Source organism: Cyanobacterium aponinum PCC 10605 (assembly GCF_000317675.1).
In the GTDB taxonomy this organism is placed as follows: Bacteria; Cyanobacteriota; Cyanobacteriia; order Cyanobacteriales; family Cyanobacteriaceae; genus PCC-10605.
The window spans coordinates 2,471,150-2,486,446 of record NC_019776.1 but is presented as its reverse complement, the minus strand read 5'-3'; the positions used below and the strand labels follow the sequence as shown (position 1 = coordinate 2,486,446).

The window sequence follows — 15,297 nt, the reverse complement described above, 5'->3', positions numbered from 1 at the left end:
TTCTTTCTACTATAAGTTATTAGTTTAGATTATCAAATTTTGAACTATCGTGGCAATTTGAGCAATACTTTTTCTATGTAATTCTTAATAGCAGAGTTGATCAAGTTATGGCTGATATTATTGATTTATTTATAGTTAATTCTGCCCCAGACAATATTATACAAGGGTAAACTGCTTGACCCCAAAGAGGATGAAATAAACCACATTCTTTTGTTTTCACCTTAAATGATGGCAAATATCTTTTGACTAATTGCTGAGTGATAAATATTTCTTTTCCTTTGTTTGAATAGATGGGAAAACCTGTTTTTGGACAAATTACTTCGGATAATATTTTTTGATTTTGACTATGATAATAAAACTTTTTTCCTAATGTGTAGAACTCTAAAAGTAGTCTTTCTTTTTCTATTTCTTCAGATTTTAAATTATTACCATTTAGGCTATGTTGACAACGAAAAAATAAGAAAATAATTGTTTTAGGTACTTGTTGCCAGTCTGGTAAAAGTTTTTCTTTATTAAGAATAATATAATCATTTATATTAATAGTTTTTACAAAAATTTCTAGGTTTTTACTATTCATTAATACGACAAATAATGAAAAATATTAACTATTAATTAACTAAACAATCCGAGTTATTTTTGCAGTTCAAATTATAGGGAGAATAATAAGTTTTTTCCCTACCACCAAACCATTGATAACGATTATCTCTAATTTTTAGATAGCTTTTATCTCCTATGAATTTAAGATTAGGGATAGAACGATAAGCGTTAATAAATAATTGACCATTAGGTAATAATTCTATAATTTTTTCTGCGGCTTCGCTTCCTTGCCATATTAAACTATTATCTTCGATTTTTTTCAATATCATCCCCTGTTCACAGTCTTGGGGAGTAATATTTAAGGTTTCTAAAATTGCGGTATTTTGCATGGGAATATATCGAAATAATTTACCGCGATCGAATCTTTCTAATAATTTAGTAAAATTGACACACAAATTGCAGTTTCCGTCGTAAATAATTATATAATTGGCTGAACTCATTTTCTGATTAATACTTATCTTAATAAAACATTTTATCAAAGATAATTAGTAATTACTAATTGCTAATTTTTTATTCTTAAAAACTACTAAGTAAAATTAGGGTACAATCATTGAACCAATACCATCATCCGTAAAAATTTCCAACAGTAACGCATGGGGAATACGTCCATCAATAATATGAGCCGCCTTTACTCCCTGAGCGAGCGATCGCACACAACAGTTTACTTTTGGTATCATGCCACCACTAACAATATCATTATCGATTAAATCACGGGCTTCTTGAATCGTTAATTTATAAAGGAGAGTGGAGTGATCATGATAATCTTTAAGAATGCCGGGGGTATCGGTCAACAAAATTAATTTTTCTGCTCCCAACGCCGCCGCTATTTCTCCAGCAAAAGTATCCGCATTAATATTATGGGCTTGTCCTTCATTATCTGCCGCCACACTAGAAATAATCGGCACATATCCACTTTTAACAAGGGCATCTACCAAACTAATATCGACATTAGTAACTTCTCCCACAAAACCAACATTTTCTTGATCTACTGATCTTGCTTTAACTAAATTACCATCTTTTCCACAGATGCCAACAGCACTTCCTCCAGCCCGATTAATCATAGACACTAACTCTTTATTCACCCTACCCACCAAAACCATTTCCACAACATCCATCGTAGTAGCATCCGTAACTCTTAAACCATCTTTAAATTGAGGTTCTATATTTAATTTTGTTAACCATGTATTGATCTCTGGTCCACCACCATGTACAACTACTGGATTAACCCCCACAGAAGCGAGAAAAACAATATCTCGAATCACATATTCCTTGAGAGTACCATCTTTCATCGCCGCACCGCCATATTTCACAACAATAGTACGTCCTGAAAATTTTTGAATATAGGGTAAGGCTTCGCTTAAAATTCTGACTCTGGTTGCTTCTTGTTCTCGATAATATTCACTCTCAACGATTTTTTTGGACATAGCAATGATTATTTTTACTTTTATGTATTTGTAATTACTTATTGAATAGATTTTAAGGGAATCTTGTCAAAAGAAAGTTTGTCACGAACTGTTATACTTAACAATTATTTAAGTTATTAGAAAAAAATAAGCTAAGAAATTAAAGCGTTAGCGGTTAGGAGTTTAGAAAGAGGTGTTAGGGAAGCGTGTTAATTAAACTCTTTTGCCCTCCCCCCTCTTAAGGGGGGATAAAGGGGGGTTTGCCTTTTGCCTCTTGCCCTTCGACCTTTTTTAATTTATTCACCAGTTAAATTCTATTCTTTACATTTATATTTATTTTGAACAAGGAAAAAATGGTACACAATAGTAATATTTCTTTGGCAATGATCGTCAAAAATGAGGCTCATAACCTTCCTAAATGCTTAGATAGCGTTAAAGATATTGTCGGGGAAATGATTATTGTTGATACTGGTTCAACCGATAATACCAAAGAGATAGGGATTAACTATGGAGCAAAAGTTTATGATTATCAGTGGAATGATGATTTTGCCCAAGCAAGAAATTTTGGTTTACAGTATGTTTCAGGAGATTGGGTTTTAGTTTTAGATGCGGATGAGGTTTTTAACCCAAAAATTATCTCTCAAATAACCCCTTTGATGGAAAAAGATGACTGTTTAGTTATTAATCTTATTCGCCATGAAATTGGCACGGTTTCTTCTCCTTATTCTTCTCTTTCTCGACTTTTCCGTCGTCATCCCCAGATTAGTTTTTCTCGTCCTTATCACGCCCTGATTGATGATTCTGTCATTGCTTTACAAGAAAAAGAGAAACAATGGAAAATATTTGATTCTAATGAAGTTGCGATCGCACATTATGGTTATCAACCAGAAGTTATTGCCCAACAAGAGAAAGCCCAAAAAGCTCGTAAAGCCATGGAAAGTTATTTGGCACAAAATCCCCATGATGCCTATGTTTGCAGTAAATTGGGGGCTTTGTACGTTTCTTTGGGAGAGATCAAAAAAGGTCTAAAATTGTTAAAAACGGGTTTAAAATCGAGTCTAGCGACCTCTACAACACTATTTGAACTGCACTACCACCTTGCTAATGCTTATGTGAAAGAAGGGCAAATTTCCTTGGCAGTTAAACATTATCAAAAAGCGATCGCATCTCCCATCTTAGGTAAATTAAAACTAGGAGCTTATCATAACTTTGGTAGCCTTTGTTATCAAAGAGGACAATATCAACAAGCCTTAAACCTTTATCGACAATGTATCATCATTGAACCTCACTACGCCTTTGCTTACTATAACTTAGGCTTAACTCACCGAGCGATGGGTAATATTTCTTTAGCCATGGAAACTTACCGTCAATCAATAAAGTTAAATCCCGAATATCCTTGGGCGTATCAAAATTTAGGAGTCTTACTACTTCAACAAGGATATATGGAAGAAAGTGCAGAGGTCTTTCAAAAAGCGTACAATTTGCATAAACAACAAAACCGCCCTGTTGCTGAAAACTTGAAAGAAGAATTGAAATTAGTAGGATTAAATTTAAACGATTAAGCAGAAATGGAGCAAAAACAAGCTATTTACCGCATATTAGATGCTAATTTAGATCGAGCCAGAGAAGGATTAAGAATCATTGAGGAATGGTGTCGTTTTGGTTTGAATAATCAAACAATGGCAGAATCTTGTAAACAAATGCGTCAAGAGTTGTCTCAATGGCATAGTCCAGAAATTCGTGCCGCTAGGGATACCGTTAATGATGTCGGTACAACTTTAACTCATCCCAAGGAAGAAAAGAGAGAAAATTTAGACAGTGTATTATTAGCTAATCTATGTCGTATTCAAGAAGCCTTAAGAGTTTTAGAAGAATATAGTAAATTGATTAACGGCAAATTTGCCCTTACGATGAAACAAATGCGCTATCAGGTTTACACTTTAGAAAGTCAACTCATGAATAAAAACAACCATCAGTTATTATCGCAATCTTCTCTATATTTAGTTACTTCCCCCGTGGAAAATTTATATGAAGTGGTAGAATCTGCCCTACAGGGAGGCTTAAAATTAGTTCAATATCGCCATAAAGATGAAACTGACGTTGTGAGATATGAACAAGCTAGTAAATTAAAACAACTGTGTCATAAGTATAATGCTTTATTTTTAGTAAATGATCGCATCGACTTAGCCTTAGCTGTAAACGCCGATGGTGTACATTTAGGACAAACAGATTTACCTATTTCCGTAGCCCGTCAATTATTAGGCAAAGATAAAATTATTGGCAAATCAACAACTAATCCCGAAGAAATGAAAAATGCGATCGCAGACCAAGTGGACTATATTGGGGTGGGGCCTGTTTATGAAACCCCAACCAAAGCAGGAAAAAAAGCCGCAGGTTTAGAATACGTGCGTTATGCCCAAGAAAATGCCTCTATTCCTTGGTTTGCCATTGGTGGCATCGATGAAACGAATATTGAAGACGTTGTGAGGGCAGGCGCGACAAATGTTGCCGTAGTTAGGGCGATTATGGTTGCTGATAACCCCAAAGAAGTAACACAAAATCTCTTGAAGAAACTTTCTTAAACCTGACACCTGAAACCTAAAACCTACCCAAATCAAATATTCTTAATATTAACCGAAGTTAGAGTAAAGAGCGAATTTGATAGCGGTAGGCTTGTTCGTCTAAACCATCTCCTTGATAACCCCTCGAAGCAGGAATTTTTTGTTCAAGCGCGATCGCACGATCTCCAGAAGCAGGGTGTGTACTAAGTAAAGTAGGAGTTCGCCCCCCTGTTTTGGCTAACTTACGCATAAAATCAACCATAGCTTGAGGAGCATAACCTGCCCCTTTCAACATTTCTAACCCCAAAGTATCCGCCTCATATTCGTCTTGACGAGAATAGGGCAAATCGACAGCTAATGCTACCCCTAACTGTACTACCTGAGTGCGATCTAAACCTGCTACACTTAATAAACCCTGAGTTACTGCTTGTTGTTGCATTTGTTTTTGAGAGTGACGAGCGACAACATGACCAATTTCATGGGCAATGACACTGGCTAATTCTGCTTCATTATCTGCGGCGGTAATTAAGCCTGTATGTAAATAAATATAGCCTCCCATAGTGGCAAAAGCATTAACTTGAGGATTATCAACTATTTCAAAACGATAAGGTATATTTGGTCTGCCACTGACAGCCACTAATCTGCGTCCAATTTGATTAACGTAAGCGGATAAATTTTCATCTCTGTACAACTTAACTTTGCCTTGAGATATTAGTTGTTGGCGAATTTGACCACCAATTTCTCTCTCTTGTTGATCACTGATATTATTGATCTGAATAAGCTGAATACCTCTAAAAATTAATTCCTGCCAAGGAATAGCATTACTAGGTTGCACATCAGTGATAATTAAACTAGAAGCAACAAAGATGGATGTGAGTAGATAAACTAACTTTCGATAATATTTAAACACGGCAATAATTAATATAATTAAACAACAATAAATTTTTGATTTTGAGAGTTAATTAAATCAATCATAAATATTTCGATAAATGATAAACTTTCAAGTAGAATCTGTCATAACTCTTATATTTTATTAGACGGAATTTTCTTTAATAAGTTTCCCCATAATTTTTCAGATCAAAATTAACCATTAAAATAAAAGGCTCGATCATTTCTCGTCGTGTAAATTATTGGTTAGGGTAGGCAATAGGCGATAGGCAATTATTAAATAATAATCTATAAATTTTTAGCTTGTATTTTGCGATGAATACTATTTAGTAGGCATTACGGAAATTCTTTTCTATTAATTTAATATCACCATTGTAGAAAAGCCAGAAAATCAATTAACACAAATTTCCTGTAAATTATTATGTATGATTTTCCCCTTCTCCCCTTAAAAGGAGAAATAAAAAACTATATCCCCCAACCACCGATAAGCATTGTGAGAGAAAAATCATTTAGGTAGGATCAATGCTGTAACCGATAAAGATAAATAAATAATTATGGCATATCAATTACCAAATCTCCCCTATGAATACAATGCTTTAGAACCCTATATTTCTAAAAGTACCTTAGAATTCCATCATGATAAACACCATGCCGCCTATGTGAATAAATTTAATGATGCCGTTGCTGGTACAGAATTAGACAACCAACCCATAGAAACTATTATCAAAAAATTTGCTGAAGACACTTCCAAACAAGGAATTTTTAATAATGCCGCCCAAGCATGGAATCACAGTTTTTATTGGCAATGTATGAAACCTAATGGTGGAGGTAATCCCACTGGTGTTTTGGCAGATAAAATCAACACAGATTTTGGTTCTTTTGAAAAATTTATAGAAGCCTTTAAAAATGCCGGTGCTACTCAATTCGGTAGTGGTTGGGCATGGTTAGTGTTAGATGGAGACACTTTAAAAGTTACAAAAACACCAAATGCTGATAATCCTTTTACTAAAAATCAAATTCCTCTTTTAACAATGGATGTTTGGGAACACGCTTACTATTTAGATTATCAAAATCGCCGTCCTGACTACATCAATGATTTTATAGAAAAATTAGTTAATTGGGATTTCGTTGCACAAAATTTCTCTGAGGCACTTTAGTTGAGTTTGGGGTTTAGAGTTCTGAGTTATGAAAGAGGTTTCAGGTTGCAGGTGTAAGGTTTCAGGGTGTTGGGGGATTTGGGTATTGGGGTGTTAGGGAAGCGTGTTAATTAAACACTTTTGCCCTCCCCCCTCTTGAGGGGGGATAAAGGGGGGTTTACCCTTTGCCCTACCTTAAAATACCTTAACCCTAGAGTTAATCTAACTCAAAATTAGCGATGATAATCGCTGTAAAAGCAAAGGCTAAGACTACAGGCATGGGACAATTTAAAAAATAACTGAAAACTCCTCCCGCAATACTAATCGCAACACTAATTGACAACCATATTTTTTCCTCTGGGGAAAAACCTTTTTCTGCCTTAATTTCCATTAAAGTTTCTTTGGGAATGGGTAAAGGCATTACACTGTGGGGGGGAAAAGCCCAATAATCACGACACTCCAAAAACCAGTCTGTCCAACCATTATGATCACACCACTCTTGAATCCAATCATCACAAAAATGCTTCATCATCCCTGAAATTTATCTTTTCTACAAATGATTTCACCTTATCAAATCTTTTTTTTAAGAGATCATTTTCTTTATCAAATTTAATATTAAAAGTTATAAGTATATTTACTTATTTGATTTTTAGTATTCATTAGACGTCTCCAACAATTCTCAAAATAAGGGAACCAAGCCCTAACTACGAGCCTATATTAATATTTTATGGAGATGTCTATTGTTTCCCTGTCTTGGCTTCACTCAAATCTTAAAAACCTACCCTTGTAAGCCCTCGAGAAGAGGGAGGAGAAGGGGGAAGAGTTAAGACTTTGAGTCATTTTCACAAATTAATAAAAAATGTAAGTTAAATGCGTCTTAGCTTATTATTACTGAACGACTGAGATTAATGAGAGCAATATACTTTACAATACTTAATGTTGACCGTTAATCAAAATCGAGTAATCATGAGTGCAAAAGTAGAGATTTATACTTGGAGTAGTTGTCCTTTTTGTCTCCGTGCAAAGGCTTTACTAAGAGAAAAACAGATAGAATTTACCGAATATTGTATTGATGGAGATAACGCCGCTAGAATGGCAATGACGGAAAGAGCAAATGGGCGTAGTAGCTTACCTCAAATTTTCATTGATGATCAACATATTGGTGGTTGTGATGATATTTATGCCCTCGATCGCGCTGGAAAGTTAGACCAAATTTTGTATAGTTAAAATGAAAAAGTTTCTTTTTATTATAGATCCGATCGCACAATTAGATCCTACTCATGATAGTAGTGTGGCAATGATGGAATCTGCCCAAGTTTTAGGGCATGAGGTTTATATTACTACCATTGATAAATTAAGCGTTGTAGGTGGTAAAGCCTATGGTCATATTTCTCCTGTCACCTTAAAACCTGTACAATTAATTGAAGGAAAGTGGATTGCTGAAAAAGAATGGTATCAAGTAGGAGATGCTTTTTTTTCTCCTCTGGAATTTTGTGATGTAGTGTTAATGCGTAAAGATCCGCCTGTTACAACTGCTTATCTTTATGCTACTTACATCCTAGATTTAGTTGATTCTCAAAAAACAAAGGTTGTTAATTCTCCTCAAGGAATTCGTGGGGCTAACGAAAAAATGTACGCTCTACAATTTACCGACGTTATTCCTGAAACCATTGTTACTCAAAGTAAGAAAGTAATTGCCGACTTTTTACAAGAAAAACAAGCCTTAATCCTTAAACCCTTGGGGGGCAAAGCGGGAGAAGGCATCTTATTTATGCAAGAAGGCGATCGCAATTTTAACTCCTTAATTGAAATTAGCACCAAACAAGGACAAGAACCAATTATGGTTCAAGAATACTTACCATCGGCAAAAGAAGGGGATAAAAGAATTATTCTCTTGGGGGGTAAACCCATTGGAGCAGTTAATCGTATTCCTACGGGTAAAGAATTTAGAGGTAATATGGCTGTAGGTGGCAGAGTAGCTCAAACAGAAATAACTCCGAGGGAATTGGAAATTTGTGATGCGATCGCACCTACTCTTCTTGATGATGGTTTAATTTTTGTTGGTATAGATGTAATTGGCGGTTATCTCACGGAAATCAATGTTACCAGTCCGACTGGTATTAGGGAAATAGACCGTTTAGACCATGTTAATTTAGGACAAGAAACGATTAAATTCCTTTTAGAAGTTGAATAAGTTAATAAGCAGAAGTCGGGAGTCAGAAGTCTCCCCTCATCTCCTCATCACCGTAAGGGTTGAATATATTCAACCCCTAACACCTGCAACCTGACACCTAACCTTATCGAATATTCTTAAACCGAACTGAGGTTAATTATTAATTATTTATCGGTTGGTCATCTTTCCAATTGCCATCAATGACCGTGCCATCAGCAAAATTATAAACTCCTCTGCCATTTTTCTTCCCATTAACAAACTCTCCTTTATAGGTGTCTCCATTGGCATAATCGCAAATGACATCGCCATTTAATTGATTATTTTTAAATGTGCCTTGACAGACATCCCCATTCGCAAAAGTAAAAATTCCTTCTCCCTCAAATTGTCCATTCACAAATTCGCCGTCGTAACGATTACCATTGGCAAATTTATATATACCCTTACCAACTTGTTTGCCGTTTTCAAAATCTCCCTCATATACTCCGCCATCTGCAAATTTATAAATACCCTTACCATGAGGAATACCATTTTTTATTTCCCCCTCATAACTATCTCCATCAGCATATTTACGCTCACCTTTACCACTGATTCTTCCTTCTTGAAAAGTACCTTGATAAATACCGCCATCAGCAAAAGTATAGATTCCTTCTCCTTGAGGTTGACTATCCACTAATAATCCTTCATAGCGATCGCCATTTTCATAAGTACAAATACCTTGGCCATTAATTTTACCGTCAGTTACCATTCCAGTACAACTGTCCCCATTACTATAGATAAATGTACCTTCCCCTTGGGGCAAACCATTGACAAAATTTCCCTCATAGCGACTACCATCAGTAGAGGTATAAACCCCTTTCCCTTCTGGCTTACCTTCTTTAAACTCTCCCTCATACTTATCCCCTTCGGGAAAAACTCTTACACCTTGCCCCTCAAATTGGCTATTTTGAAATTCACCTTCATAGTAACCACCATTGGCAAAAGTATATTTTCCTTTACCTTGCTTTTCCCCATCGACAAAATTACCCTCGTAGCGATCGCCATTACTAAAAGTACATTTGGCTTCACCGTTAAGATTACCCCCTGAAACCTCACCTTCGCATTTACCGCCATCGGGAAGAGTAATAGTATTAGCAAAAACAGGCGATGATGTCATCGTCATGTTGTTGAGAATAGCACTTAATAGGGATATTAATAAGAGATTTTTCGCTTTCATTGTAATGATTTCTGCTTTTTTGATGTGATTTTTAAGACTAATGCAGAGATGATTTATTGATTTAATTATCAACTTAATATCTTATATTAATTAATAATTATTAGCAAGTAATAGCCAAAAAAAATCGAAAATAAGGGGTTTTAGAATTTGAAAGTTAGTTTATAGTTGAATTAATTTCTGATTAATTAAGAACTTTTGTAACTTTATTGCTAATTAAACTAATCATTACAGCACTTATTGCCATTAAGAAAGCCATACCACTACCTGAAGGTAAGGAATATTGTGATTGTAGTAAGGATTCAAAAATGCGATCGCATTTTGTGGCTATATCAATTAAGGTAATACCAAGATAAACCTACCTAGGGAAATCAAACACTCGCTAAGGTTGTAGAAATAATGCAAAATCCCGAACCAGCATCATTACAATTAATAATTTGTTTATAGGAGGTGCGATCGATTAAAATACCCGTTAACGGGGTAATGATAATTTGGAGTAATCGATAAAACACAAGGATAAGTGCGATCGCTATCAGGATAAAATAATATCTTTTACCTATCTTGGACGAGATAAAATCCATATTAATACTAAAAATTCTTTTGCTGGTTTAATTGAGGAAATTAAAAATAATTCTCTATGGAAAAGTCTGAAGGCGGTTAAGTTCGATCGAGTTTACTATGTTAATTTTATGGCATAGGGGTAAGTCATATTTTAGGTACAGATGGAGTAATAGATTATCTTTTTAAATATCCAGCAAATCTTCCTTCTTGATCATTAAGATTTTATCTGGGCTTACGCATTTTTAATAAAAATAAGGGTTTTGAGATTTTTTATCTTTGCTACTTTCAAAATGACGATGTTTTATTCGATGTACGTAAATCATGAGAAAAGATGATGATGAAAGTTTATCTTAAGACTTTTGCTTTATTTTAATGAGAATTATTTTTACTTATGTTATTCTATTTAATGATATATGATCAGTAATGTGCTTTATGGTCTATTGATGAGCTTAATATAAGAAGTAATTATTAAACTATGGCAAAAATCATAACATCAAACGACTGGGAGGAAATTTGGGCAGAAAGTCATGATAATGGTACATATATTTCTTATTCAAGGAATAAATACGGGTATATCATTCAGGGAAAACATCCCTATTTAGGTAGAAATCGTTGTTATGGCATTGATTTACGCAATGGATTATCGATCGAATACAATGAAGTAGAATTTAGCGATGATCTAGTTATTCTAAGAGATAAATTAAATCAACCTCTATTCGGGTTAAGTTTTTTCTTGTCGGGAAAAGTCAGAATTGAGCGTCATGGTTTAACAGGTAAAAGTGAGGAATCTATCGGTAGATATTACTCAGATTGTAATTGTGATGTCAAAGAAACAGAATGGTGGACAAAAGGAGAAAAGTTCAGTCGCATTTATATAGAAATTGAGCCACAAAAGTTTTTTAATAGTTTTTCCCAAGAAGATTTATCTCAAATCCCCCCTTTTTTGCGTCAAACTTTAGTAGAAAAACAAACGCAACCTTATTATGATCAAGGTAACATTACAAGGGAGATGCAAAAAATATTACGACAAATCTTAAATTGCCCTTACCAGGGTTTTATGAAACAGATATATTTGGAAAGCAAATCAGTAGAGTTAATAGCCCTTCATTGTCAACAATTTCAGCAAAATCAGCTTCAAGATTGCCGTTTACAAACAGGAAATTTAAGTGATATTGACAGAATATATCAAGCAAAAGAAATTTTATTAAAAAACTTAGAAAACCCTCCCACTTTAATGGAATTATCAAGACGAGTAGGATTAAATGATTTTAAATTAAAGCGAGGATTTAGGGAACTATTCGGCACATCAACCTTCAAATATTTACACGATTATCGACTCGAACAAGCTAAACAGTTACTAACATCAGGAGAAATGAAAGTTGAAGATGTGGCATTGAAAGTAGGTTTTAATAGTCGTAGTTATTTTGCTTCTGCGTTTCGTCAAAAATATGGAGTTAACCCTAAACAGTTTCAAAAGATATATAATTAATAATAAAATACATAACCCTGAATCATATAAAATTTTTTATAAATATCTATCTATGAATATTAAATACTTAGAACATAAAGTTCGTTTTTTAACTAATGAAAAAGGACAAAAAACTGATGTTTTAATACCCTTAATAGTTTGGGAAAAACTTATCAGCTTATTAAACGAAAAATTATCGGAAAATAGTAATACAAAAGCAGAATTAATTGCTGAATTAAAACAAAGTCTATTAGATGCACAAGAAGGTAAAACTTTTCCCTTAGAAGAACTTTGGGAAGGAATAGAATAGAAAATGACAGAAATTCGTTACACTCTTCCTTTTCAACGTCAGCTTAAACAATTAGCAAAACGTTATCGCAACATCAAAAACGATATTCAACCTACTGTTAAAGAGTTACAAAAAGGAAATTTTGTTGGGAATCAAATTAAAGGTGTACAGCAAACAATTTTCAAAGTAAGAGCTAAAAATACAGATATTCCCACAGGAAAAAGTGGAGGATATAGAATAATTTATCAGGTAATTTCTGGTGAAATTGTCTTACTTTTACTCATTTACGCCAAGTCGGATACTGCTAATATTACAGTTCAGGAAATAGAAAAAATTATTAAAGAAACCTTAAATTAACTAAAGTGAGCTTTTAATCCCTGTACCGTTCAAAAAAAAATCCGTCTGGCGTTCAAATTAAAATTATATATTCCTTATCATCTAATTAACAATTTTTCTTAATAATTCTAGTTTAGTGTGAGGAAGTATAATTAAATCAATGCAATTAAATCGGTTTTTTCTTTATCTGTTGCCTATAGTCACTATTACTTTATTGATTGATATTTCCGTTAAAGCGGAAGAATCAAAAGTACTTAGACTGAGTAAAATTGAACCCATTGCTCAGAAAGCAGAGTTACTTTTAGCTCAAGAAATAGTAGAAATTAGAGGTATTAAGCTCGAACCTTCGGAGACTGGATTACAAATTATTCTTGAAACCGAATCCTTATCAAAATTACAACCCCTAATTTACACTCAGGAAAATACTCTAATTATTGATGTTTTAGATGTCGTGTTAGCCCTTTCCGATGGTGAGGAGTTTAGGGCAGAAAATCCGAGTGATCAGATTTCAGAAATTAGGGCAACTCCTTTGGATAATAACGCTATCAGAATTATTGTCACTGGTAAAACAGGGATTCCCACGGCTCAAGTTGTACCCTCTGAAAGTAATTTAGTTTTGAGTTTGACGGCAGGAGATACGGCAACATCCGAAACAGAAATTGAAGTTGTGGCAACTCAAGAAGGGCAGGAGGATACAGGTTATTTTGTGCCAGATACTTCCACCGCAACTCGCACGGAAACATCCTTACAGGATATTCCTCAATCTATTCAGGTTATTCCCCAACAGGTAATAAGAGATCAACGATCAGATGTTTCTGATGCACTTCTTAATGCACCTAGTGTTCGTAACTCTGCACCTTCTAATTTCGATTCGTTGCGACTGCGAGTTAGGGGATTTTTTAGTCAACCTACTCTGAATGGAATAAAGGAGACGAACGGCTTATCATCCAATGTTGGACCTGATTTAACAGGAATTGAAAGAATTGAAGTTATTGGAGGGCCAAACTCTGTTATTTTGGGTGCAACTTCCCCAGGTGGTACGGTTAATTTTGTCACAAAACAACCTTTAAGGGATCCCTATTATTTTGTAGAGGCAACCTTTGGTAGTTTTGACTTTTATCGTGGTGAAGTGGACTTATCTGGTCCATTAGATGAGGAGGAAAAAGTATTATATCGACTTAACGCATCTTATCGAGATCAAGGATTTTTCACTGAACGGAGTCAAACAAGAAATCTAGTAATTGCACCGGTTTTAAGTCTGGAACTGGGAGAAAATACAAATCTGACTGTTGAGGGAATTTATAAGTATTTAGAACAAGAAGACTACAATTTAGGTTTACCCGCCATTGGGACAATATTTTCTAATCCCAACGGGCAAATACCCAATACCCGCATTACGAATGAGGGTGATCTTGATGTTACTACTGCTAGGATTGGATATAGGTTAGAACATAAATTTAATGAGAATTTATCACTTAACAACGTTTTTCGATACGGATACCTTAACTATGATGGTATTGGTATTAATATTGGTTCTCAACTTCTAAGTGATAATCGCACATTACTAAGAACAGCTAATGATCTCAATGATCGTTATCGTGACTATAGATTTACAACCAACTTGGCAGGAAAATTTTTAACTGGTTCGATCGCACATCAATTACTCTTTGGTATTGATTTGGGAAGATTAAATAATAGTCTCAAATTCACGGGGAGATCAGGCGCGCCTATAGATTTATTTAATCCTATTTACGGTCAACCGGCAGGAGTTGTTACATTTGAACTTGATACCAATACCGTCACAGATGAACTTGGTATCTTATTACAAGATCAGGTAACAATTACAGAAAACTTAAAGTTACTCATCAGTGGTAGATTTGATACTTTCATGCAAACTAATAAAGATTTTCTGGCAGATACGGAGACAAGTCAATCAGGAAGTGCTTTTAGTCCTCGTGTGGGTATTGTTTATCAGCCAATTAAACCTATTTCCCTTTATTTTAATTTTAGTCGCTCATTCGAGCCTGCGATCGGTACGGCTTTTGATGGCAGTAACTTTGAACCCACTAGAGGTACACAATATGAAGTTGGAGTAAAAGCAAATTTGAATGAGAGACTTTCAGCTACCTTGGCATTTTATGATATTACTCAATCAAACGTTTTAACTAGCGATCCCAATAATATAGGCTTTTCTATTCAAACAGGAGAACAAAATAGTCAAGGAATAGAACTTAGTGTTGCAGGTGAAATTTTGTCAGGGTGGAATATTATTGCTAGTTATGCCTATAATGACGGTCGTGTAACTCAAGATAACAGTATCCCTGTAGGCAACCGAATACAAGGAACAACAGCTAATGCGGCTAGTTTATGGACAACTTACGAAATTCAAGAAGGAGATTTACAAGGTTTGGGTTTTGGTTTGGGGTTGTTTTATGTGGGCGATCGCGCTGGAGATACGGGCAATACATTTGAAGTTCCTAATTATTTAAGAACTGATGCGGCTATTTTTTATAGGCGTAATAATTTTAGTGCCGCAATCAATATTAAAAACCTCTTTGACACAGACTATTTTGAAAATGCTTTCAATAACTTAAGGGTTTCTTATGGCGCACCATTTACTGTTCAGGGGACTATTTCATGGAAGTTTTAAGCCAATCCCACCTTCGCCAAACTTC

Annotated in this window: 16 protein-coding genes; 9 read left to right on the top strand and 7 right to left on the bottom strand. The window is 34.7% G+C overall.

Annotated elements, in window-relative coordinates:
- Positions 1-100: 100 nt before the first annotated feature.
- From CYAN10605_RS10290 to argB, 3 genes are all read right to left on the bottom strand, one after another.
- Positions 101-577 (bottom strand): hypothetical protein, encoded by a 477-nt coding sequence (locus CYAN10605_RS10290; RefSeq protein ID WP_015219877.1) that lies wholly within the window; start codon positions 575-577, stop codon positions 101-103.
- 31 nt (positions 578-608) lie between these two features.
- A complete protein-coding gene (locus CYAN10605_RS10285) occupies positions 609-1,037 on the bottom strand; it encodes a thiol-disulfide oxidoreductase DCC family protein (RefSeq protein ID WP_015219876.1) in 429 nt (142 codons plus the stop codon).
- A 96-nt stretch (positions 1,038-1,133) separates the two neighbouring features.
- On the bottom strand, positions 1,134-2,021 hold the full coding sequence (argB, locus tag CYAN10605_RS10280; protein ID WP_015219875.1) for an acetylglutamate kinase: 888 nt from the start codon (positions 2,019-2,021) through the stop codon (positions 1,134-1,136).
- A gap of 332 nt (positions 2,022-2,353) precedes the next feature.
- Between argB and CYAN10605_RS18595 the strand changes: the two genes are divergently transcribed.
- Positions 2,354-3,562, top strand: coding sequence for a glycosyltransferase (locus tag CYAN10605_RS18595; RefSeq protein ID WP_015219874.1), 1,209 nt, complete (start codon positions 2,354-2,356; stop codon positions 3,560-3,562).
- 6 nt (positions 3,563-3,568) lie between these two features.
- Positions 3,569-4,582 carry a thiamine phosphate synthase gene (locus CYAN10605_RS18590; protein WP_015219873.1) on the top strand — a complete coding sequence of 338 codons (1,014 nt, stop codon included), beginning with the start codon at positions 3,569-3,571 and terminating at the stop codon, positions 4,580-4,582.
- A gap of 58 nt (positions 4,583-4,640) precedes the next feature.
- On the opposite strand, the gene CYAN10605_RS10265 is transcribed toward CYAN10605_RS18590, so the two are convergent.
- On the bottom strand, positions 4,641-5,471 hold the full coding sequence (locus tag CYAN10605_RS10265) for a M48 family metallopeptidase (protein WP_015219872.1): 831 nt from the start codon (positions 5,469-5,471) through the stop codon (positions 4,641-4,643).
- A gap of 532 nt (positions 5,472-6,003) precedes the next feature.
- Between CYAN10605_RS10265 and CYAN10605_RS10260 the strand changes: the two genes are divergently transcribed.
- Positions 6,004-6,606 carry a superoxide dismutase gene (locus tag CYAN10605_RS10260; RefSeq protein WP_015219871.1) on the top strand — a complete coding sequence of 201 codons (603 nt, stop codon included), beginning with the start codon at positions 6,004-6,006 and terminating at the stop codon, positions 6,604-6,606.
- Between the two features lie 196 nt (positions 6,607-6,802).
- Here the strand turns inward: CYAN10605_RS10260 and CYAN10605_RS10255 are convergent, their stop codons facing one another.
- A complete protein-coding gene (locus tag CYAN10605_RS10255) occupies positions 6,803-7,114 on the bottom strand; it encodes a slr1957 family protein (protein ID WP_015219870.1) in 312 nt (103 codons plus the stop codon).
- A 437-nt stretch (positions 7,115-7,551) separates the two neighbouring features.
- Between CYAN10605_RS10255 and grxC the strand changes: the two genes are divergently transcribed.
- A complete protein-coding gene (gene grxC, locus CYAN10605_RS10250; RefSeq protein WP_041922811.1) occupies positions 7,552-7,812 on the top strand; it encodes a glutaredoxin 3 in 261 nt (86 codons plus the stop codon).
- 1 nt (position 7,813) lies between these two features.
- Complete coding sequence (gshB, locus tag CYAN10605_RS10245) at positions 7,814-8,779, top strand: glutathione synthase (protein WP_015219868.1); 966 nt, start codon at positions 7,814-7,816, stop codon at positions 8,777-8,779.
- A 139-nt stretch (positions 8,780-8,918) separates the two neighbouring features.
- On the opposite strand, the gene CYAN10605_RS10240 is transcribed toward gshB, so the two are convergent.
- Positions 8,919-9,971, bottom strand: coding sequence for an MORN repeat-containing protein (locus tag CYAN10605_RS10240; protein ID WP_015219867.1), 1,053 nt, complete (start codon positions 9,969-9,971; stop codon positions 8,919-8,921).
- 368 nt (positions 9,972-10,339) lie between these two features.
- A complete protein-coding gene (locus tag CYAN10605_RS18580) occupies positions 10,340-10,549 on the bottom strand; it encodes a hypothetical protein (protein WP_150108949.1) in 210 nt (69 codons plus the stop codon).
- A gap of 455 nt (positions 10,550-11,004) precedes the next feature.
- Here CYAN10605_RS18580 and CYAN10605_RS10235 point away from each other — a divergent pair, with 455 nt between their 5' ends.
- The 4 genes from CYAN10605_RS10235 (at position 11,005) to CYAN10605_RS10220 (ending at position 15,272) form a co-directional block, all read left to right on the top strand.
- Entirely contained in the window at positions 11,005-12,018 is a 1,014-nt protein-coding gene (locus tag CYAN10605_RS10235; protein ID WP_015219866.1) for a helix-turn-helix transcriptional regulator, read from the top strand.
- A 52-nt stretch (positions 12,019-12,070) separates the two neighbouring features.
- Positions 12,071-12,307 carry a hypothetical protein gene (locus CYAN10605_RS10230; protein ID WP_015219865.1) on the top strand — a complete coding sequence of 79 codons (237 nt, stop codon included), beginning with the start codon at positions 12,071-12,073 and terminating at the stop codon, positions 12,305-12,307.
- Between the two features lie 3 nt (positions 12,308-12,310).
- Positions 12,311-12,643: a type II toxin-antitoxin system RelE family toxin gene (locus tag CYAN10605_RS10225; protein ID WP_015219864.1), complete on the top strand. Its 333-nt coding sequence runs from the start codon at positions 12,311-12,313 to the stop codon at positions 12,641-12,643.
- A gap of 139 nt (positions 12,644-12,782) precedes the next feature.
- Positions 12,783-15,272: a TonB-dependent siderophore receptor gene (locus CYAN10605_RS10220; RefSeq protein ID WP_015219863.1), complete on the top strand. Its 2,490-nt coding sequence runs from the start codon at positions 12,783-12,785 to the stop codon at positions 15,270-15,272.
- Positions 15,273-15,297: the final 25 nt, after the last annotated feature.

What these genes read in the sequence shown, in the direction of transcription:
- CYAN10605_RS10290 (WP_015219877.1), bottom strand. Translation starts at nt 577, where the DNA reads ATGAATAGTAAAAACCTAGAAATTTTTGTAAAAACTATTAATATAAAT.
- CYAN10605_RS10285 (WP_015219876.1), bottom strand. Translation starts at nt 1,037, where the DNA reads ATGAGTTCAGCCAATTATATAATTATTTACGACGGAAACTGCAATTTG.
- argB (WP_015219875.1), bottom strand. Translation starts at nt 2,021, where the DNA reads ATGTCCAAAAAAATCGTTGAGAGTGAATATTATCGAGAACAAGAAGCA.
- CYAN10605_RS18595 (WP_015219874.1), top strand. Translation starts at nt 2,354, where the DNA reads ATGGTACACAATAGTAATATTTCTTTGGCAATGATCGTCAAAAATGAG.
- CYAN10605_RS18590 (WP_015219873.1), top strand. Translation starts at nt 3,569, where the DNA reads ATGGAGCAAAAACAAGCTATTTACCGCATATTAGATGCTAATTTAGAT.
- CYAN10605_RS10260 (WP_015219871.1), top strand. Translation starts at nt 6,004, where the DNA reads ATGGCATATCAATTACCAAATCTCCCCTATGAATACAATGCTTTAGAA.
- CYAN10605_RS10255 (WP_015219870.1), bottom strand. Translation starts at nt 7,114, where the DNA reads ATGAAGCATTTTTGTGATGATTGGATTCAAGAGTGGTGTGATCATAAT.
- grxC (WP_041922811.1), top strand. Translation starts at nt 7,552, where the DNA reads ATGAGTGCAAAAGTAGAGATTTATACTTGGAGTAGTTGTCCTTTTTGT.
- gshB (WP_015219868.1), top strand. Translation starts at nt 7,814, where the DNA reads ATGAAAAAGTTTCTTTTTATTATAGATCCGATCGCACAATTAGATCCT.
- CYAN10605_RS10240 (WP_015219867.1), bottom strand. Translation starts at nt 9,971, where the DNA reads ATGAAAGCGAAAAATCTCTTATTAATATCCCTATTAAGTGCTATTCTC.
- CYAN10605_RS18580 (WP_150108949.1), bottom strand. Translation starts at nt 10,549, where the DNA reads ATGGATTTTATCTCGTCCAAGATAGGTAAAAGATATTATTTTATCCTG.
- CYAN10605_RS10235 (WP_015219866.1), top strand. Translation starts at nt 11,005, where the DNA reads ATGGCAAAAATCATAACATCAAACGACTGGGAGGAAATTTGGGCAGAA.
- CYAN10605_RS10230 (WP_015219865.1), top strand. Translation starts at nt 12,071, where the DNA reads ATGAATATTAAATACTTAGAACATAAAGTTCGTTTTTTAACTAATGAA.
- CYAN10605_RS10225 (WP_015219864.1), top strand. Translation starts at nt 12,311, where the DNA reads ATGACAGAAATTCGTTACACTCTTCCTTTTCAACGTCAGCTTAAACAA.
- CYAN10605_RS10220 (WP_015219863.1), top strand. Translation starts at nt 12,783, where the DNA reads ATGCAATTAAATCGGTTTTTTCTTTATCTGTTGCCTATAGTCACTATT.